The 21,644-nt window shown below is 40.7% G+C and carries 10 protein-coding genes; all 10 read right to left on the minus strand.

Annotation, left to right across the window (positions count from 1 at the left end; translation table 11 throughout):
- Positions 1 to 945: 945 nt before the first annotated feature.
- The 10 genes from H9L23_RS15505 to H9L23_RS15550 all read right to left on the minus strand — a co-directional run bounded on the left by H9L23_RS15505 (position 946) and on the right by H9L23_RS15550 (position 21,338).
- Complete coding sequence (locus H9L23_RS15505) at positions 946 to 2,910, minus strand: glycoside hydrolase family 127 protein (protein ID WP_187591270.1); 1,965 nt, start codon at positions 2,908 to 2,910, stop codon at positions 946 to 948.
- A gap of 108 nt (positions 2,911 to 3,018) precedes the next feature.
- Positions 3,019 to 4,860, minus strand: a complete 1,842-nt coding sequence (locus H9L23_RS15510; protein WP_187591271.1) for a glycoside hydrolase family 35 protein — start codon at positions 4,858 to 4,860, stop codon at positions 3,019 to 3,021.
- Positions 4,861 to 4,944: 84 nt separating this feature from the next.
- Complete coding sequence (locus tag H9L23_RS15515) at positions 4,945 to 6,057, minus strand: glycoside hydrolase family 43 protein (protein WP_187591272.1); 1,113 nt, start codon at positions 6,055 to 6,057, stop codon at positions 4,945 to 4,947.
- A gap of 101 nt (positions 6,058 to 6,158) precedes the next feature.
- The gene (locus tag H9L23_RS15520; RefSeq protein WP_187591273.1) at positions 6,159 to 7,784 is read right to left on the minus strand and encodes a RagB/SusD family nutrient uptake outer membrane protein; all 1,626 of its coding nucleotides are present in this window, start codon (positions 7,782 to 7,784) and stop codon (positions 6,159 to 6,161) included.
- Positions 7,785 to 7,795: 11 nt separating this feature from the next.
- Positions 7,796 to 10,780: a SusC/RagA family TonB-linked outer membrane protein gene (locus H9L23_RS15525; protein WP_246474709.1), complete on the minus strand. Its 2,985-nt coding sequence runs from the start codon at positions 10,778 to 10,780 to the stop codon at positions 7,796 to 7,798.
- Between the two features lie 417 nt (positions 10,781 to 11,197).
- Positions 11,198 to 12,439, minus strand: a complete 1,242-nt coding sequence (locus H9L23_RS15530) for a DUF2264 domain-containing protein (protein ID WP_187591274.1) — start codon at positions 12,437 to 12,439, stop codon at positions 11,198 to 11,200.
- Position 12,440: 1 nt separating this feature from the next.
- A complete protein-coding gene (locus H9L23_RS15535; RefSeq protein WP_187591275.1) occupies positions 12,441 to 13,556 on the minus strand; it encodes a glycoside hydrolase family 88/105 protein in 1,116 nt (371 codons plus the stop codon).
- Positions 13,556 to 15,718, minus strand: coding sequence for a family 43 glycosylhydrolase (locus H9L23_RS15540; RefSeq protein WP_223190985.1), 2,163 nt, complete (start codon positions 15,716 to 15,718; stop codon positions 13,556 to 13,558). The genes H9L23_RS15535 and H9L23_RS15540 overlap by 1 nt, the downstream gene beginning before the upstream one ends.
- Before the next feature lie 17 nt (positions 15,719 to 15,735).
- On the minus strand, positions 15,736 to 17,031 hold the full coding sequence (locus H9L23_RS15545) for a BNR repeat-containing protein (protein WP_246474710.1): 1,296 nt from the start codon (positions 17,029 to 17,031) through the stop codon (positions 15,736 to 15,738).
- A gap of 260 nt (positions 17,032 to 17,291) precedes the next feature.
- Positions 17,292 to 21,338 carry a hybrid sensor histidine kinase/response regulator transcription factor gene (locus H9L23_RS15550; protein WP_187591276.1) on the minus strand — a complete coding sequence of 1,349 codons (4,047 nt, stop codon included), beginning with the start codon at positions 21,336 to 21,338 and terminating at the stop codon, positions 17,292 to 17,294.
- Positions 21,339 to 21,644 lie beyond the last annotated feature (306 nt).

The following is a 21,644-nucleotide window of genomic DNA, read 5'->3' on the forward strand; positions in this document are numbered from 1 at the left end:
TATTTGGTTAGTTTGGTCAATAACATGCCATCACCACGGATATAGTTAGTATCTCATGATGGCATATTCATTTCATACACATACCATAGTGCTTTGCTTATTTTGGTCAACAGGCAAAATTTAACGCTGGTATTGCGGCGGCATCCCGTTACCTGGATGCTAAAATCTTAATGTTTTTTAGGGGAGTTTGCGTAGTTTTCTTTTTGTCATAGTGGTTAGTTTTTATATCTGGTTATGTAACAAATAACTATAAAAAACCTGCACTGTGTGAGGGGTAATATGGTAAATATTAGGGGGTAAATCATGATAAAACATGCCTAAAAGCACTTTTTAGATAAATTTTTCCATTTTTAAACGTTATTATAACGATTATTATTTTCCCAATCGGGATTTGATTTTAAATGAAATTGAAGGATACTGTATTTGAGTTAATCATAAAGAACCCTTCGACTACGCTCAGGGTGACAAGCTGCGGGGGATTTTCCGTGTTCTCTGAGCCTCCGTAGCAAATGCGTGGGCTCCATTCCTACAAAGGTCGTCATTCCCGCGCAGGCGGGAATCCTAATGCTAAAAACATGGTTCATTAAGATTCCCAACCCGATAGCTATTGGGTTGGGAATAACAATTTATCGAAGTGTATTATACGCCCGAATGCCATTGGACTATACTCTGGATGACAAGCCGCAGGGGATTTTCCGTGTGCTCTGAGTCTCCGTGGCAAATCTATAACGCTATCTTAAAACGGTCGTCATTCCCGCGCAGGCGTGAATCCTAATGCTAAAAACATTTTTCATTAAAATTCTCAATCGACGAGATAGCTATCGGGTTGGGGATGACGATCTATCGAAGTGTATTATACGCCCGAATGCCCTTCGACTACGCTCAGGGTGACAATTTTGGAAGATTTTCACTTATGAGCCTCCGTGGCAAATAATACTGATAATCCTACAATTCAGGGAACCAGATACTCATTTCTCCTTTACTCCTGTTTGCCCAGGCATAGTATGGAATAAGTTTAAGTGGCACAATTACATTATTTCGGTTAGCTGCAGTTGTTACCGCATTACCGCTCAGTTCTGCCACTCCATTTAACAGGTTTGGATTAAATGTATATTTAAACTGTGTATTTTCAGGTACTTTAATCGCACTTATTTTTGCTGTATTATCTACCGCTTCCGCACAGAACATCATTGGTCCGCGCTGTATAGCGATCTTGCCTGCATCTTCCTTAAGTTGCGCATTTGCGGTTACTTTTTTCACTTCCATTGGAAGCACAAATTCTACCTTATCTCCTTTTTTCCAAAGTTTTTGGATGGTTACATAACCTTTTTCGATTTGGTATTTTGCGTTTTTACCATTTACTTTTATCGTAAATGCTGCTTTGCCTTTCTGGTTGTAGCTGTAAAGATCAGACGGAATCGCCTCGTTTATTGCCCAGCCCGGCAAGCGTAGTTTAAGACTGAAATTGCTTGCTTCTTGTGGATCTATATTAAAATTGAGGTTTCCGTCCCAGGGGTAATTGTTCTGCTGGGTAATTTTAACCGATTGGTTATTCACCTTTAAATCAGTAGAACTGGCCACAAAAAGGTTTACATACACCTGATCTTTGAACTGGGCATAAATATAACCGGGAAGAGATGGTAAAAAGCGCGACATGTTGGTTGGGCAGCAAGAACATTCGAACCAGCCCGACCTGCCCGGCTCAGCATCTTTATGCAGCGGCCCATCAAAAATCTGCATCGCATTGGTATAGAAAAATGTTTTCCCATCCAGGCCTACCCCCGAAAGCAATGCATTGTACATCACTTTTTCCATTAAATCAATATACTTTGAATCGCCATGCAACAAAAACATGCGCTGGTTCCAGTATACGTTGCCAATTGCGGCACAGGTTTCGTTATAAGCAGTGGCATTGGGCAATTCGTAATCATTACCAAAGCGTTCACCATCGGGTACAGCACCAATGCCACCGTTTACATACATTTTTTTGCCACACATGTTGGCCCATATTTTATCAATGGCATTCAGGTAATCTTTATCTCCGGTTAAGGCAGCAACATCGGCCATACCAGCGTATAAATACATGGCCCTTACCGCATGTCCAACAGCTTCATCCTGGTTGATTACCGGCGTCTGATCCTGCCAATATGCACCATTTTTCCAGGGGTTTTTATCCTTTGCATCATACTGCTTTATTCCTCTTTGATCGATAAAAAATTTCGCCAGTTTCAGGTAACTTTCATTGCCAGTAACCCTATATAAACGCACGAGGGCCATTTCAACAATCTCATGTCCGGGTGCTACACTCCTTTTGCCCGGCCCAAATGTGGCCACGAGCAGGTTTGCATTTTTTATGGCAATGTTTAACAGGTTTTTCTTGCCTGTTGATTGGTAATGTGCCACCGCCGATTCGATTAAATGGCCGGAGTTATACAATTCGTGACTCATATTCCCTTCGTTTACCCAACGCTCTTTTCCCGACCAGGATGGCGGGTTTGCAGGGTTAATGGTCCTTGCGGTATAGAGGTAACCATCCGGTTCCTGCGCATTGGCAATAACCACGATCAGGGAATCGATATAGCCCTCTAGCTTCGCATCCGGATATACGGCCAGCGAGTAAGAAGCACCTTCTATGGTTTTATAAATATCCGTATCATCAAATACAAAAGTGGTACAAAATTTCCCTGTTTTTTTTGCCGCCATTTCGAAGTTTTTTAACCTCCCGGTATTTTCACAACGGGCAAATGAAGTGGGAATGGTAACTTCTTTATTGGTTTCTACACGGGGCAGCCAAAATTTATCTGTTAGTTTTACCTTATTAAATTCTACAGGGCTAATGCGATAATCCTGCAGGTTTTGGGCAAAGCTTAATTTTGCGCAGATCAGTAAAAAAAACAGGCAGTACTTCATGTTCAATAATTTAAGGATGGATAATTTTGGCATTTTCATTACAGTTACCTAAGGTAAAAAATTATTCAGCGGAATCTGCATTTGCATCCCCTGGTTTACTCCCTCTAATTATTTTTTCAGGCTGTTTAAAATCGGGGTAGATATGGCCTCCACCGTAGCTTGTTTATTATCCAGTAATTCTAAAACAGTGATGTCGTTTTTACCAGCTTTTAGCCATTCTTTTGGCAAGTAAATGGTTTGCTGAGGGCCAATTGACCAGTATTTCCCTAAATTATGTCCATTTATCCAAACCACGCCTTTACCCCAGGTACGCATATCGAGATAGGTATCGCCGGTTTTGGCAAGGTTAAAAGTTCCTTTTCTCATCACTGGTCCTTCATTAACCTGATTCACATTTCCTTTAGCACTTATTTCTTTAGTATGGTTAAAAGGCAAACTAAACATTGTCCATTTTTTTAACTCATTACCATTAAAAAAAACGCTTTCGGTAATGCCTTTTTTATTGTCTAACAGGTATTTACCAAAATTAATCCTTCCCATGTTTTCCACAAAAATATCAAGTTGCAGGCTGCCATTAGGTAAATCGAGCATGATACTATCCTGATTTAACCTTCTGTCTAAAACCCCTACCCTTTTACCGTTGATAAAAATCAGGGCATAATCACGCAGTTTATTGATTTTTAGCAATCCTTTTTTTCCACCTTCAATTTTGGTCCGGTAGAGCATATAACCATAATCCTGATTCAAATCTTCAAAAGTTAGCGGTTTATCGTTCTCAGTACCTTTTGGCAAATGATCAAAAATGTATGACGCATCAGTCAGTTGAAAAGCTTTAATCGCAATTGCAGGTTTATCGGCAGGGATGGCCGATAATTTTGTGCCTTTTGGCAGGTGCTTTTCGATCACTGCACGGAACTGCCTGAACTTTTCGGTCGCATTACCTGCTTCGTTTAAAGGGGCATCGTAATCGTAACTGCTGATCTGTGGTTCGTAAGGCGAAATATCCTTATAATTTGCACCATTCATAAATGCCCTTGTACTGCCGCCATGGAACATATACATATTTAAAGAAATGCCCGCAGCCAATACCGAATCGAGTTTGCCGGTATATTTTTCGGCGGGAATGGTATGGTGTGCAGTTCCCCACCAATCGAACCAGGCTGGGTACCATTCGGCAATAAAGTATGGTCCTTTACCTTCATGGTATTTATTGATGGCGCTTTTAACCTTTTCAGGGTTATCCTGACCGTTGATGGCCGGCAGTAAACCTTTTAAGTGTCCACCAACAATATCAATTTCAGGATCGCAGGTGTAGAGTAATCCATCAAAACCTGCTTCGATAAACATTTTGCGGTTAATATCCAGGTATTCTTTATCGGCGGCATAAGAACCATATTCATTTTCTACCTGTACCATCAGGATATTACCCCCATGGTTAATTTGCAATGGTGCCAGTTGTTTGCCCACGGCGTTAATGTATTTGCGGTATTCGCTCAGGTATTCTTCCTGTTTGCTGCGTACAACAAGACCTTTTTCGTTCTGTAACCAATAAGGATAACCACCAAATTCCCACTCGGCACAAACATAAGGACTAGGCCTCAGGATGACCCACAAGCCTTCCTCTTTGGCAATTTTAACAAAGCTTGCAATATCGTTATTGCCCGAGAAATCGAATTTTCCTTTCTGGGGTTCGTGCAGGTTCCAGAACACATAAGTGCCTATGGTATTTAAGCCCATGGCTTTTGCCATTTTCATTCGGTTGCGCCAGGCTTCTTTCGGAACCCTTGGGTAATGTATTTCTCCTGAAATGATCTGAAAAGGCTTGTTGTCTAAAAGGAAATCGCTTTCACCAAGTTTAAAAGTATGGTTGCCCTGCTGTGCAAATGCCACTCCGGCATAACATAAAGCACTAATAACGAGCAGGTATGTTTTTAATTTTAATGTATTCATAGATAGAATTTTAGGATAAAAAATATCCATTATCCCGCTTTTTAGCGCAATTTGTATTTTTAATTTTTATTGCTTTTTTCTAGTTTATTTGAAGATACTCAGGTCCCATTTATCGAGCCAGCTGATTTTGATATCTCCTTTATCAAATTTGACCGGTAACCACAAATAGCGGCCATCGATTGCATTTTTAGGTTCCCATTTATCGGCCATAAAAATAAATTCTCCTTTTTTACCCGGGGCAGGCAGCACATGGGTACTCTGACCTCCATAAGTAATATTTGATTTTTCGCCTTCACAGGGATTGCCCATAAACTCCCATGGACCGAAAATAGATTTTGATTTAAACCACCTGGCCGGGTTAGGTGCCCATCCGGTACAGCCTGAGCCTACCATGTAATAAGTTCCATCTTTTTTGAACAGCGCAGGTGCTTCGGTTTGATGGCCCACGTATATCCTGATAAATTTTCCGGTATGGCTTAAATAATCTGGCGTTAACTCTGCAAGGTGAAGGGTAAAGTTTTCTTCGGAAGAGAAAATGTGGTAAGCTTTGCCATCGTCATCAACAAAAACTGTCATATCTCTGGCCATTTGGCCTCCGGGTAAATCTCTGCAGAAAAAACCATCGCTTTTATTGGCTGGTTTATCACAGTTTACTTGCTCAGTTAAAGGTGTACCACTTGCATAAAATGGCATTTTGCCCGCATTTGGCCTGTAACTTTTAATAAATGTATAAGGTCCGGTTGCTTTATCGGCAACGGCCACGCCCGCACGGGCAGCTTCGTAACCTTTGCCCAAAAGCTCTAAATGGAACCACATCACAAACTTTTTGGTCTTTTTGTTGTACACTACTTTCGGGCGCTCTAAAATACATCCTTTGGCAATATCGCTTTTCAGATCATCAGAAACGGCAAGAGCAATGCCTTCGTCTTTCCAGTTATATAAATCTTTTGATGAGTAACAGTGTACACCCACCTGCGCTGTATTTCCTTTTTCGCCTTCAATTTTATGTTCTCCATACCAATAGTAGGTACCTTTGTATTCTACAATGCCGCCTCCATGTGCATTGATGTGCACACCATTATTGTCTTTCCATATTTTACCGGGAAAAAAAGCATTGAGCTTTTCCTGTGCCAATAAGCTATTCGAAAATGAAATAAAGAATAAAATCAGTGCCAGGGATAATTTGGTTTTAAGCATAATCAGGTTTTGTTTTGAAAAAAATTTGATGCGGTAAGATAATCAATGTTTTAATTATCGGGCCACCAATTAGCGATGACCCTGATAATCAACTATACTAATTAGTAACCTGGATTTTGGGTAATAACGGCATCTTTATTCAGTTGTATTTCACCCAATGGGATCGGTAACAATAAATTTTTAGCAGTTAAACCGGTAATCGGTTTAGAAGCATCGTTTGAGTTTAAACGAAGTGCTCTTTCTACCAGGGTACCTGTTCTCATTAAAGTCATCCTTCTGTTTTCCTCTCCGATCAGTTCGCGGGCACGTTCATCCAAAATAAAATCCATTGTCATTTGGGATGCCGAAACCTGATCTGCACCTGCACGCGTTCTCAATACATTAATGGTATTTGCAGCTTCGCTGGTTTTACCCTGTTTTACCTGTGCTTCGGCAAGCAATAAATAAGTTTCGCCCAGGCGCATCAGGATAAAATCTTTGATCATCGCGTACCCAAAAGTATCGTTCGGATCAAAAGCACCCCATTTGGTCGTACTCGGACAAATATTGATCAGGGTATCTGGTCCTGTAAAAGGCACCTGTTTGCCATATCTTGCGGCATAAGTAGGGTTCGGATCATTGTAATAGTATCTTCTACGGATATTGTATTGAGAATTTCTGATATCTTTTCCCTTATACAAGCCATATAAAACCCAGTTACTTAAACGCAAACGGCCAATGGAGCGGCCACCCAACGAATCGGCCAATGCCATACCGGCAATATTGTAATAGGCTGCACCCCAAACCCTACGTTGTTGCGGGTTATCGGTAATACCGCCTACCACACTGGTTGGATTTTCTTGTTCTAACACCCAAATGGCTTCCGTATTGCCCTGCGAGCGTCTTTGGTTTCCATATTGAAACATATCAGAATAATAGTCGCCGCCAACACTGGTTTTAACGCCATAGCGGTTTTTGATTAAACTGAACTTTCCGCTGGCAATAATGGCCTGCGCCTGCTGTTCGGCCAAATCTGGTTTATTCATTCTAAGGTACACCTCAGCAAGGAGCTGCATGGCCATAAAACGGTTGGCCCTACCGTACATTTTGCCTTTTGAATTGGTTTTCACCGCTTCGATATCAGGTAAGTTTGCCGCAGCATAAATAAGATCGCTTACAATAAAATTGTTTACATCATCAAGCGGTGCCCGCACAAAATCGGTTTTTGGACCGCTTAAGGCATGAACAATCAAAGGCACACCACCATAACAGGTAGCCAGGTTATTATAGGCATAAGCCCTGAAGAATTTAGCTTCGGCACTTACCTGGCTTTTTCCTTTGGCACTTAACGAATTAACCGAAGGGTTTTCGATCCCATCAACAATAATGTTGGTTAAATTAATCATGATGTAGTTTCTGTTCCAGGTGCGGGCAGAACCATTATCGGTAGGGGTTAAAGTGGCATAGTTATAATAAGGGATTTCTACGCCCTGCTGGTTATTGGTTGCATTGGCAACATCGGTACCCACCTGCCAAACACTTGGCCATCCCTGTTGGTCAGACCACGAAAAAATGGTGCTGGTATGGTTATATAAACCGATTAAAGAGGCCTCGAAGCCCAGGGAATCGGTGAGGGTTAATGGGGTATATGAAGAAAAGGGTTTTTCATCCAGAAATGCTTTTTTACATGATGAAAATGCAAAAAGTAATACCGCTAATGCTGCTATGATGGTTATATTCTTTTTCATGATAATAAAATTTAACGTAATGAAACATTTAAACCGAATACAAAAGTCCTGGTGATGGGATAGTTATTTACCCAGTCTAAAGAGCCACGGGTGAAATAATTGTTTTCAGGATCCCAGCCTACCCATTTGGTAAAGGTGTGCAGGTTACGGCCACTGGCGTAAACGGTTAAACTACCCAGGTGCAGTTTATCTAAAACCGACTGACCAAAAACGTAACTCAACGTAACATCCTTAATGCGGGTATAACTTGCATCCGAAGCATAGCCATATCCTAAAGTATTGTTATAAGATAGTGCCGGCCTGGTTTGGCTCATGTTTTCAGGTGTCCAATATCCAATTTCGGCTGGTGTGTTTCTGCGGCCGGTTTCATCACCATAAGTTAAATCGGGGTTGTTTTTCGTCATTCCCTGTGCAGTTTGGATAAAAATGCTCAGGTTAACATTTTTGTAATGGAAAGTATTGGTAATCCCACCAGTCCATTTTGGCGCAATCTGCCCTAGAATGGTCCTGTCATCAGCGGTAATTTTTCCATCACCATTTAAATCAGCAAATTTTAAGCTTCCTGGTTTTGCGGTTGGATCCTGTTTTGAAACGTCTTCTCCAGTTTGCCAAACACCCGTCATTTTATAATCGTAAACAACACTAATCGGCTGACCTAAAAACCACCTGTTTCCTAAATCGTCTTTCCCATCGCCATACAATGAAGTAATTTTGTTTTTATTGGTAGCGAATACCAGCATAGTTTCCCAACGGAATTTATCACCAACAAAATTTTGTGTATTTAAGGTGAGCTCTAAACCTCTGTTTTCTGTTTTACCAATATTATCGAATACTTTGCTGTAACCTGTGATGATCGGTAAACTTCTTTCCAATAATAATCCACTGGTTTTGTTCTGGTAAGCCTCAATGCTACCGTTGATCCTGTTTTTAAGGATCCCAAAATCGATACCGATGTTGGCTGTTTTTGTGGTTTCCCACTGTAATGAGGTATTACCCAGATTGCCAGCCTGTACACCAATGGTACTGATACCGTTAAATGGTGAGCGGGCAGTTCCATCAGTGGTAATGGTTCTGTAAACCGGAATGGCTTCGTTACCCGTTTTGCCATAAGAAAGCCTTAATTTCAGGTTATTTACCAGGGAAACATTTTTCATAAAACTTTCGTTAGAAATGTTCCAGCCGATCGCTGCTGAAGGGAAAACGCCATATTTGGTGGTATTTACGCCAAATACCGATGAACCATCTCTACGAGCGGTTAAGGTTAATAAATAACGGCTATCATACGAATAGAACAAACGTCCCATTTGCGAATTAAGGCCATACCTATCTCGGTAAGAAGCACTGGTTTGCGTAGCGCCGGCACCAATGTTGTCTAAACCAAGTTCGTCGTTTATAAAGCCAACAGCACCAGCAGTGGTTTCGTTGTACTTACGTTCTTGTGCACTGTAAAGTGCAGTAAAATCGAAATGGTGCTTTTTAATATCTTTAGAATAGGTTAAAATATTCTCGATGGTATAACTGTTGGTAGAAGCATTAAAACTTCTGGCCGTACCCAGCATGTCGTTAGCTAAACGGCCGATGTAACTTCCCTCCCGCTTAGGAAAATAAGTATACCCTGCATTTAACCTGAATTTTAAACCTGTTAATGCTCCCGGAAATTTAATTTCAGCATAACCGTTTCCATTAATATTTGTTGTCCTGCTGATCTGGGTAGTGTTTAAACCTAAAAGCGGATTGGTATACAACTGCTCAGGGTTCATTGGATAAATGGCATAGGTTCCGTTTGCATTATATTCTTGTCCGTAAGGGCTCATGGCTGTTGCAAACAATAAGTTTGCCCTTCCGCCATCATAATTGTTACTGGTAAGGAATAATGACGTACCAACAGTTAAGAAACTGGTTACATTTACATCAAGGTTAGAACGCAGTGCAACACGGTTAAACTGGTAGCCTTTTACCACACCTTTTTGGTTGAGGTAATCACCAGAAATAAAATATTTTACATCAGGAGAGCCGCCTGAAATACTCAGGTTGTGATCTTGCATCTGTCCTTGTTGTGTTGCTTCTTTTACCCAATCTGTAGTGGTACCGGCATTGTAGGCCGGAAGTTCGCCAATATTAGGCACCGGACGCTGTTGTACCTGATTGGTCTGCTTTAAATAATCTGCATATTTTTGAAGATACTCTTCGCCACTGCGCGGAGTTAAAATATGCGCCAGGTTTTCTAATCCGGCATAACCGCTATAACGGATTACCGGTTTGCCCGAGGTTCCTCTTTTTGTGGTGATCAAAATTACACCATTTGAGCCGTTTGTACCATAAATTGCAGTTGCACTGGCATCTTTCAAAATTTCCATTGAAGCAATATCATTTGGATTGATATCATTCAGCGAACCGCCTGTTTTAGTCAAAGGAACACCATCTACTACCACATAAGGGCCTGAGTTGGCGTTTATAGAGTTCTGCCCACGTACAAGCGTTGCAGGTTCTTTACCCGGTACTGATGAAGTTGTTGTAACGTTAACCCCCGCAACCGCACCTTCTAAAGCTTGCATCACGTTGGTTACAGGTAATTGAGACAGCCTTGCTTTAGGTACCGATACTACTGAACCGGTTACATCCGATCTTTTCTGCGTACCATAACCCACAACCACCACATCGTTTAATGTTTTGTCGCCAGCTTCCTGGAGTTTTACATTTACAACTGCCTGGCTGGCAACAACCTGCGTAATGGTAGTATAACCAATATAACTGTAAGATAAGCTCTCGCCTTTAGCAGCGGCGATCTTATACCTTCCGTTGCCGTCTGATACGACTACTTTTGCGGAAGTTAAGTTTTTTACGGTAACACCAGGGATCGGCACCCCTTTAGCATCCTGTACCGTACCGCTTATTTCTGCTGGAACAGTTTGGGCGATTAGATGACCCGCACCCGCAATAACGAATATTGCCAGCAGCGCCATATACTTTAATGATAATAGTAATTTTTTTTGCATAATATAATTTGGTTAGTTATTAGGGGTAAAAATCAATTACAGCATAATTGACATTTTTCTTTCCGCGGTCAATCAGAGACTTTCCTGATGACGGGTAATGGTGATTTAGTTACATGTAGGGATAGTTTTATATTTGGATTAAACAAATTACGCACAAATATCACCTACCCAGTGAGGGGTAATACGGTAATTAAGGGGGTTAAATTCTGATTTTATGTTAAAAAAACGCTGTTTTAAGCAATTTTGGAGATTTAGCAGGATTTTTAAACGTTAAAAAAACGTTTATTTTGATAAATACAAGTATAGTCTTATTTAGCCCAAATGAAAAGGATGCACACAGATATCAATCTGTGTTTATCTGTGTGCATCTGTGGTTAAAAATTCTCAACTTAATAGCATTACGCTAAGGTTGATATATTATCTTAAATCGGCACTGTGATCGTTAGGGAAATCTTCTCCGGTCCAGATGCGCTGCGCACTCCACTTTGCAGGCGGGTTAGACCAAAAGGGATCGCTGGCAGGCAAACCAAGAGGAAGAAAAATATTGGTACAGATGTAAGGACTACCCTGGTTATTATAAAAATCGCCAAGATCGGGCTGCGAACCGTATAAACCTATGGTTAACCAACCGTTTTTATAAGTGCCAGGGCTTTCGAGTGTTTTTTTGATTACAGCGGTAAGCGCACAGCGTACCTGTTCAGGACTTAGCTGTTTAGGTAAGGCTTTTCTATAAGCCATATCTGCCAGATGGTGAAAGGCACCACCACGGTAAACGATAGATCGGCCGGTAGCAGGATAAGTTCCATCGGTATTGATCAGGCGCTCCTGGATAATGGCATAACGTTCGTTTCTTTTCCTTATTTTTTCGAACATGCTGTTGTAATCCTTTACCCTGGTTCCGATAATTTCGGCTATTTTGGCCAGGTATGGATGGATTACATAACTGTTATAGTAATCGAAAGCATAAGTGCTGCCATCTTTATACATGCCATCGCCCACATACCATTGCTCCATTTGCTGTAAGGCATAATCAACACGCATCGGATCCCAACTGTAGCCAAATTTGGCTAAAAAAGCCTCGTTCATGGCCGAAAACAGCAACCAGTTCGAAAATACGGGTTTAAATTTACGGGTGGTGACGATCGATTTCATCATCAGCGATTGGTTTTTCGCATCCAGGTGTTCCCATATCCATGGCGCCCTGATTAAGGCCAGTGCCACATAAGAAGCATCTACCAGTTGCTGCCCGCCTATATCATAGTTCATAAAATCTTTGGCGTTAGAATCGAGGGAGTTTTTCAAACCCTGTAACACCCATTCGCGGTATTGTTTGCGGAGTGCAATTTCCTCTGCGTCTCCATCTTCCAATTGCAGCCATGGTGCTATTCCGCTTAAAACACGGCCCAAAACCTCCACATATTGTACTTTTATGCGGTGTTCTTTATTATCAATATGGATGGAGGTAACCTGCGGCATCGCAATACGCAGACTATCTTTAGCCAGGTTATACAAAACCGGCTTTACCATTTTATCCATTTGTTGCAGCCAAAATTGTCTGTCGCTTAAGTTTTCGGCATTTTTTTTCTTTTTCTGTGCCGATACTGGTAAGGTTAAAGCAGCAATTGCGATCACCAATAAGCTTTTGTATAAAGTTTTCATTTTATTTCTTTAAAAATCTATAATATTCACATCCTGCCAACAAGAAAGCACCCACGCCAAAATTAGAAGTCGAATTTTGATCAACAACCTGACCCGGAATGGCCTTCTCTCCTATGGGCTGTACAAAACCAATTTTCCCGTTTTCCTGCAAAGCCGTTCCGCTAAGGTATTTCCAGCCTTTTATGGCGGCAGGCAGGTAAGTTTTTTCTTTGAGGTAACCGTTATTAATTCCCCAGAGTAAACCATAGGTAAAAAAGGCCGTTCCACTGGTTTCGGGCCCTGGGGCATGTGCGGCATCCAACATACTCCTTGTCCAATAGCCTTCGGCCTGCTGACTTTTGACAATGGCATCGGCCATTCTTTTATATTTGCTGATGTACTCTTTTCGATGCTGATCGTTTTTGGGCAGATCCTTAAGCACTTTTGCCAAACCGGCGAAAACCCATCCATCACCACGCGCCCAGAAATCCTTTTGCCCGTTTACACTTTTATGTTTGGGGTACACGTATTTGGCATCGCGGTAATAAAGCCCCGTTTCCTGATCGTACATAATGCTGTTGGCGTAGGAAAAGTATTCGTGCAATTTTTCGAGATATTGTTTATTGCCTGTGGTTTTGTAAAGTTTGGCCATTACCGGCATCACCATGTACAAACCATCGGCCCACCACCAGTAATCGTTTGCAGGTGTAGCCATTTCATATTCCATTACTTCTTTGGCCCTGGCTATTTTATATTCCTTTGGATCTAAATGATAGAGATCGATATAAGTTTGAAAGCAGATCTGCCAGTCTCCAAAAAGCACATAATCGTCGGTTTCACCATATTTATATTTCCACTGGCTTTTATCGGTTGATTTTGCCCCCATCCATTGGTTGTGTGCAGCCCAATCTTCCGAATATTTACGATAGTTTTCATCCTTTGTTAAGGCAAATACCTCCATATTCCCGGTATGGTAGGCTGCATTATCCCAAAAAGCACGTACCTCGGCCTTGTTGTTGCTTTGCCAGTAACGGTTTACCTTATTGATGATCTGGAGTATTTCTGGTCTTGTGTTTTGTGCCCTTACTATAACTGAAAACAATGTTGCCAGTATAAGTGTGATGTATATTTTCTTCATTATTTGATTGGGTTTATTCCTTTCCTGGTTGGAATGACTTTTTTGATGGTACCATCGGCATTGAATTCCATTTTATCGATGCAAACCTCACGGTTATAACCTGCGGCGCTGCCCATACTGATTCCTTTCGGAATCGTAAAACGATGATATACCATGTACCATTCATCTTTTCCCGGAACCTGAATGACACTGTTGTGGCCAGTGCCATAAATGCCCTCCGATGGTATCTTGGCTAAAATGAGGTTATTTTCAGGGATGGTGATCGGGCCTGTTGGGTTATCTGAATAACCATAACTTACCCTGTAATTTTCGCTCCGGGTATCATCTTCCGACCATAGGAAATAATATTTTCCATTGCGGTAGAAAACCTCTGTCCCTTCCCTGAAATCCTTGGTCGGCGTAATTATTTTTAGGGTACTGCTATCAATAGAAACCATATCATCGTTCAATTGTGCACAGGCCATGTAACCATTTCCCCAATAAAGATAAGTCTTGCCTGTTTTGCGGTCTGTAAATACATCCGGATCAATTTCCTGACCGTTTTTTATGCCTTTTGGCTTTTGATCAATCAATGCCTTGCCACTGTCTTTAAATGGCCCGTTCGGATGATCGGAAACCGCAACACCTATTTTTTGGGCTGCAGTAAAATAGTAGAAATACTTAAATTCACCTCCGATTTTCTTCTCTGCAATGGTTGGCGCCCATGCATTTCTTTTCCCCCAGCTTACATCGCGGTTCAGGTCTAAAATGATGCCTTCATCTTTCCAGTTTACCAGGTCGGTAGAGGAAAATGTTTTAAAATAAGTACCACTCCAGCCTGTAAAACCATCGCTGGTAGGGTATAAATAATATTTTGAGGTTTTATTGGAGTAAATAATTTCAGGATCAGCAAAGTAACCGGACAGCACCGGATTATTATTTATTTCAGCCGATGCCGTAAAAGATTGGGCTGCTTTACCTGCTAATTTAATTTTGATATTTACTGCACCTTTACTGAAATCGATCGGTCCGGACGGAGAAATTTCAATGCCCGGAAAAGAAATAAATTGTGGATTTACCGCCTTTAAATTAGTACCATACTTAAGTGGAAAAAACACGGTGTTTTTGGCCGAATCGACCACAATATTATTGGTTTTGATAACAGAAGCAGTTGCCGATTCGAATATTGCCCGTGGCGAATACCATTTAGAAACCAATCGTGCCGCTTCAGCCGAGCTAATGGGCAAAACGGTACCGTGGCGCGGATGGAAGTTCATATTTACGGCTTCATCAACCACTTTAAAGTTTTTTAAATCCGTACTTCTGGTAAACTGGTAGCGGCCTTTCATGTACACATCGTACATCAGGATATAACCACTGTTATTATTAAGCTTAAATACCCCGGCACCTTCTACCGCCTCTTTGGTTTGCTGTAAATAATGATCTTCCTGCACATAACCACTAGTCAATTCACTCGAAACCGCTTTTTTAATGCCATTCCCTTCACCTTCTGTTTTGAAAAAAAGATTGTATTTTCCATCGTGGTAAATAATATCACCATCGATACAAGAGCCATTTGTAGGACTAAAAAACAGTTGTTTCGGTTTAGTTTCCAGATCGGTAAAATCTGAGTTGGCATAAGCGTAATAAATGATATCGGGCTGGTTGCCATGTTTCATCGACCAGTACACCATATATTTTTTGGCTTTCGCATCATAAATGGTTTGCGGTGCCCACACCCGTTTTAAACTGTCGTTTCCTTTAAACCGGTTCTGGATATTGACTACTTTAGAGCTCCAGTGGATTAAATCGGTTGATTTTAGCAGCACCATTGCCCGGTTGGAATCCCATCCTTTAGCCGATTCCATATCGGTGGCCACCATGTAGAAAGTTTTGCTATCGGCACCACGCAAAATATGCGGATCGCGTACGCCTCCGCTTGAACTGATGTTTGCGGAAGATAAAATAGGCTGATCTTTATTCAGGGCCTTATAGGTGAAACCATCATTGCTGATGGCAAAGTGTATGGCCTCTTCGGATTTATTATTCCCGGTAAAATATACAAACAGGTAAGCCGACATTTTTTCACCTGCAGCGGTTTTCTTTTGTGCTGATAGTTGAAAGGGGATTAAAAAAGCCAGCAGCCATAAGCGCGAAATCAAGTTCATATTTAGTTTAATCATTGTGCGTTTCAGTTTATTTATTGTTTTTTAGGCAGCCACTCCAATACCTGTACAGCTGTTGGCTTCGTTGCGGCCTTCCCTTCCCCATCTACCTGGGTTACATTTTGGATGTAAATATTCAGGATGCCACGATCTTTCCAAAGTTCGGTATCGTAACTCGGTTCCCAATCGCCCACACTGGTTTGGGTCAGGTCTTCCAATTTCCAGTTATTGGTGTAAATATTTTGATTTAATGCAATCGAAGCTTTGTTACCCCGCTCGGCATCCCTGAACAAAATTCCGGCAGCATAACTTTTTTGGTAAGGCCAGGCTATAATCTGCGGACGGGAAATTGGAATTTTCTTTGTGCCACCGCCACTTAAACTAAAGGGTGTATTCCTGAATGTTAGTTTATTCACTTTCCAGCCGCTACCATCATTAAAAACAATGTGGTATTGTGGGATAGAATCTGGTTTATCGGTCCAGTACCCTGCGATAAAAACTTTTCCGTTTTCATCTGCAAACATCGAAGTCTGGTTAATTAGTTCACTTTTTTGAGGAATTTTAAGGGCATACTCTGCATTTGATGCCGTGATGGGCAATTTATATTTTTCTCCCGTGCTTTTTACCCAGGTGATGCCACCATCGGTTGATTTCGCATACGCCAGATCATGGTTACTGGCCACATCAGGACTTTCTCTCCATACCCACGAAATATGCAAACCACCGGCCTTATCGGTTGCCACCTGCCAATACGCATTCCGCTTACCTTCCCCATCAATTAAACCGTCTTGTATGCGGCTCCATTGCCTGGCACTAACCGAATATCTGTTAATCATTAAGTTTCCATTACCGGAACCACCATCGCGGTAGAAAAAAAGCAAATCTCCGTTGCTGAGTTTATAGAACTCGGGATAACTTACTTTTTCTTCCTTTTTCCCAAGCATTGCTTCTTTTTCGCCAAGGGTAAGCGAACCGGCAGAAACTGCTTTAGCATAATTTAACTGGTTATTGTGCTGTCCCCATGCAATATGCAGGTAGCCTGCCCCATCAACTGCAATGCTGATGGATTTATGCGCATCAGTTGCATCACCCTGATACTGCGTTTTATTGCAGATCCAGAATTTGGCTTTACTTTGTCTTTTAGCCAAAACTACAAACTGATCTGCATCATAATAAGCCGCATATTGGGTGTTTTTATAGGTTACAATAGAGTTTTTGCGAAAAATAACAGCATTTACTGAATTATTGGCCCATCCGTTATTGGCAATTGAGCTTATTTTTACCTGCTGTGCCTCACAATGATCAAAAGACAAAAGCAATGCAACAAACACTATTAACAGGAATAAAAAACATGCTTTTTGGCTTATAATTTTAGCCGGTCTGGTTGGAAACAAAAGATAGGGATTGAATTTATACAACATCATAACAGTTTAGGGAAGCCATTGGTGCAAGCATATCGAATTTCCAATGGTAATTCCTGGTTATATTTGGTTTGGCTAAATAGCAACTTTTTACGCTTTGCAACAGGGGGGTAAATCATACTTTACAGGGGGTGATTTAGGAAAATACATTTATATACAGCTTAATTAAGTTAACCGAGCGAATTTAGATTATAATATTTATGAAAAGTTTTACGGTGTTTCTTTACAAATTCTGAGGGGGTAAGGTTGAACAATTTCTGGAAATGCTCCCTAAAATATTTAATATCGTTAATGCCAACCCTAAAAGCAGCCTCGTTAATATTCAGGTTGGTATTGATCAGTAATTCTGCAGCTTTTCTTAAACGGATAAACCTTACAAAACTGCTCACCGATTGACCAGAGGTTGCCCTGATCCGTTTATACAGGTTAGAATGGCTCATCCCCAATGCAGAGGCCAGGGTTTTTACACTAAAGTTTTCTTCGGTCAGGTTATCTTCGATAATATTTATACAATTTTGCAAAAAGCCCCTATCCTCCTGCGAAACCTTGTGCGCATCTGATTTAAGCGTAATCTCATTATAAAAATACGATTGCAGGTTCTGCCTGTTTTTGATGATACCATTAATTTTGGCCGAAAAAAGTTCCTTATCAAAAGGTTTACTGATAAAATCGTAGGCACCAACTTCTATACCGCTTAAACGAACCTCGGCGCTCGGATCGGCCGTAAGCAGGATTACCGGAATATGGCTCAGTTCTGAATCTTCTTTAACAGCCCGGCAAAGCTCAATACCATTAAGCCCGTCCATATTAACATCCGAGATGATAATATCAGGCAAAACTTCCTTGCATATTTTAAGTCCGTCAAGGCCGTTTGTGGCATTATAAATTTTAAACTTATCCTGAAAAATCTGTTTAATGTAGCCGATAATCTCCGTATTATCATCCACAACGAGTATACTATGCAAATCAGAAATCAGCAGTTCAAGGTTGCCTTTAGTGTCATGTTCGGTAAAATCAGTGCTTTCCTCTTCCTGTGCCATCAGTTCGTTTATATAAAGCAACTGGTCGCCATCTGCGCAATCTACCAGTTCGGTTGGAGAGTCACCCAGTGGCATCTCTATCGAAAAAGTGGTGCCTTCACCTTTAACCGACGAAAAGTATATTTTGCCTTTATGGAGTTCTACAAAACTTTTTACCAGGTACAAACCAATGCCGAATCCCATTTTTAAAGATTCTTTACCGGCAGCTTTATAAAATTTATCGAAGAGTTTTTCCGCAACCTCATTAGCAATACCCGGACCATTATCGCTCACTTCAATTTTAACCCCATTATGATGCGTAACGATGCTTAATTTCACCATTCCGCCCATTGGGGTAAATTTTAAAGCGTTAGACAAAAGATTGAACAGGATGATCTCCAGTTTATCCCGATCGGCATAAATCTCGATGCTTTCTTCTTCACATTCGAAAATGTAATCGATGTTATTGTTTTTTGCAGTATAACCGAAACATAAGAATATTTCTTTGGCAAATTTGTAGAGGTTTAATTTTACAATGTTTAACGCATCATTTTCACTCTCCATTTTCCTGAAAAGAAGCAATTGATCTACCAGACTTAATAAACGCCTCGAATTCCGGTAAACTACATTAAGATCGTTTTTTTCCTGTCCGGCTTCCTTACTACTTAAAATGTCTTTAATCGGGTTAACAATCAGGGTAAGCGGTGTCCGTAATTCGTGCGAAATATTGGTAAAGAAATCAAGTTTTTTCTCGTTCAGGTCCTTCTCACGTTCCATTTTGAGGTTCGTAATTTCTACCTCATGTTTTAAATTACGCTGCCTGTTGCGGTAAGTCTGAAAAACATAAACTACACTAGAAATAAGAATGATATAAATCGCATAAGCCCACCAGGTACGATACCAGGGCGGCAGAATCTTGATCACGATAATTTTTTCATTATTGCTCCAGTTGCCTTCGGTGTCGGTACTTTTGATATGTAATTTATATTCGCCTTCATCCAGCCTCGAATAATAGGCCGTAGAAAGTTTGTTTACATAGTTCCAGTCCCTGTCCCAGCCTTCTAAATAGTAGGCATAAGCAATCTGATCCTGAAAAGAGAACTCAATGGCTGCATAATCGACATAAATAACCGCAGCGTTATAAGGGATTGAAATTTTTTGCAGGTTGACTACCGTTGTATTTTTATAGGCAGAATCCTGATTGAGCGGAATATTGTTGATCCTGAAATCGGTGAGCACAATTTTTGGCACCCTGCGGTTCTGCTTTATTTTTGAGGGATAGAACAGGTTAAAACCTGCTGTACCACCAAATAAAAAAGCACCATCTTGCAATTTTAATGCGGCATTATAATTAAACTGGTTACTCTGCAGGCCATCAGAAGAATAATAACTTTTAAATTTCCCTGTTACAGGATTATACTGCGATAAGCCATTATAAGTGCTGCACCAAAAGCTGCCGTTATTATCGGGCAGAATATTGAGTACAGAATTACTGGGTAATCCGTTCTGTTCAAAATAGCGTTTAATTTTCTTTGTTCGGGGATTAAAGCACAAAAGGCCTCCACCTTCCGTACCGATCCACAACATCTGTTTGGCATCTTCATTTATGGCCCTTATGGCAGTATTGACCGTAAAATAAATGTGTTTTTTAAACTTCCGGTCAACCTTGATCAACTGTGTGTAATTACCAGCCCAAAGATTGCCTTCCGTATCTTCGTACAGGGTATGGATATCTTTAAGCCTGTTATCAAAAAGTTCGAATTTATCTAAAGCTTTATTATATAGGTACAATGCACCTCCACGCGTGGTGCCGGCCCAGATATTTTTACCTTTATCCAGATAGAGCTTCCAGATATTGATATCATCAAAACCCCTTGCACTATTGTAACACCTGTAGTGGATAAATTTCCCCGATCGCCTGTCAAAACGGTCAATGCCCCCGCTAAAACTCCCTACCCAAACATTATTTTCAGCATCGCTCAGCATACTGGTAATAAAATTGCTTTGTAGCGCGCCATCACCACCGTTTTCAGCATAATTTTTAAATGTATTGGTCTTTCTGTTCCACACACTCAAACCACCACCATCGGTACCTATCCAAATATTTTGGGTGCTATCCTCGCAAAAAGAAAGTACAAAATTATTGATCAGAGAATTTTTGTTCAAAGGATCATTTTTTATCGTCCGGAATTGCGCATTTTCCTGATCGATGATGTTTACCCCTCCCCGCAGCGTAGCAATCCATTTTCTTTTCTCCCCATCTTCAATCACCTGACCAATGGAGTTACTGGATATAAAACCTTTTTCACGCCCGGTAGGCAAACTGTTTAAACTTTTAAGTCTCGTATCATAAACCCTCAATCCATTACCATCAGTTGATACCCATAACTTCCCCTCGCCATCGAGCATCAGCCCCATAATGTTATCAGCAACCGGATAGTTATCTACCTGTTTAAGGCTATTGGCTACTTTATCAAAAGTATACAAACCGTGCTCGGTACCAATCCAAAGTTTCCCGTTTTTACCGTTAACAATGGCCGTCACATTTCTTATTTTCGAATTGTTTAACTGGGTTTTCCCATTTTGGATATTATACCTGCATAGGCCATAATCTTTGGCATAAAACCATAAATCATGCTGTTCATCAACACAGAGGCCTTTCACAGCGTGTATTTTACCGCCATTTAAACTAATGTATTCGGCACGGGGAGCATCTTTTTTTTGCATAAACAGCCCATGTTCATCCGTAGCAATAAAAACGTTCGAGCTTTTATCAACAGCAATCGAATTAACAGAGAAGGACAAATTGATGGGCTGGCCTTTTTCAAGGTATTTCAGACTATGGAATTCTCCGTCTGAGTAGCTATAATAAGAAATACCTTTTTGTGTACCGATCCAGATTTTATCCTGGTCGCCATTAAGGGCGGTAATGTGGTTGTTTACCAGCGAATTTTCAATACCCCAGTTATTTCTGAAAACTTTAAATCCGTAGCCATCGTAGCGGTTTAGGCCATCGTAGGTACCCATCCATATAAAACCAAAATGATCCAGGTACAGGGAGTTTACGATATTGTTCGACAGCCCTTTTTCTACACCAACATATTTTACCGAAAGCAGGTTATTCTGAGCAAAGGCAAAACCCGCATTGGTTATAGCAAATACAATAAGAATCAGAAAAATCTTAAGGTTTTTAAACATATAATTTTAGGGACGGGGTGGTATTTGGTCTGAAACGAAGATACAAAATAAATTAAGGCAGTATTACATCCGGCACAAATAAACGTAATATTAACGTTTAATTTCTCTCAGGCAGGATAAAAATATTTTTTTTCCCGCTATTCCAACACTAATTTCAAAAGATAAAAGCTTTAATAATTTGTGGTAAGCGAGCATTTTATAAGGCATCCGGGCGAAAAAGTTTTCCACATCTGTGAAGTCCAAAACCCAATTTTGTCTATAATCATACTTTAAACGATTTAAACCTATTTTTTACGTAATTCTCAC

This window comes from Pedobacter roseus (genome assembly GCF_014395225.1).
GTDB classification, from domain to species: Bacteria; Bacteroidota; Bacteroidia; order Sphingobacteriales; family Sphingobacteriaceae; genus Pedobacter; species Pedobacter roseus.

Coding starts and splice junctions, on each gene's coding strand:
- H9L23_RS15505 (WP_187591270.1), bottom strand. CDS start 2,910: ATGAAGTACTGCCTGTTTTTTTTACTGATCTGCGCAAAATTAAGCTTT.
- H9L23_RS15510 (WP_187591271.1), bottom strand. CDS start 4,860: ATGAATACATTAAAATTAAAAACATACCTGCTCGTTATTAGTGCTTTA.
- H9L23_RS15515 (WP_187591272.1), bottom strand. CDS start 6,057: ATGCTTAAAACCAAATTATCCCTGGCACTGATTTTATTCTTTATTTCA.
- H9L23_RS15520 (WP_187591273.1), bottom strand. CDS start 7,784: ATGAAAAAGAATATAACCATCATAGCAGCATTAGCGGTATTACTTTTT.
- H9L23_RS15525 (WP_246474709.1), bottom strand. CDS start 10,780: ATGCAAAAAAAATTACTATTATCATTAAAGTATATGGCGCTGCTGGCA.
- H9L23_RS15530 (WP_187591274.1), bottom strand. CDS start 12,439: ATGAAAACTTTATACAAAAGCTTATTGGTGATCGCAATTGCTGCTTTA.
- H9L23_RS15535 (WP_187591275.1), bottom strand. CDS start 13,556: ATGAAGAAAATATACATCACACTTATACTGGCAACATTGTTTTCAGTT.
- H9L23_RS15540 (WP_223190985.1), bottom strand. CDS start 15,718: ATGATTAAACTAAATATGAACTTGATTTCGCGCTTATGGCTGCTGGCT.
- H9L23_RS15550 (WP_187591276.1), bottom strand. CDS start 21,338: ATGTTTAAAAACCTTAAGATTTTTCTGATTCTTATTGTATTTGCTATA.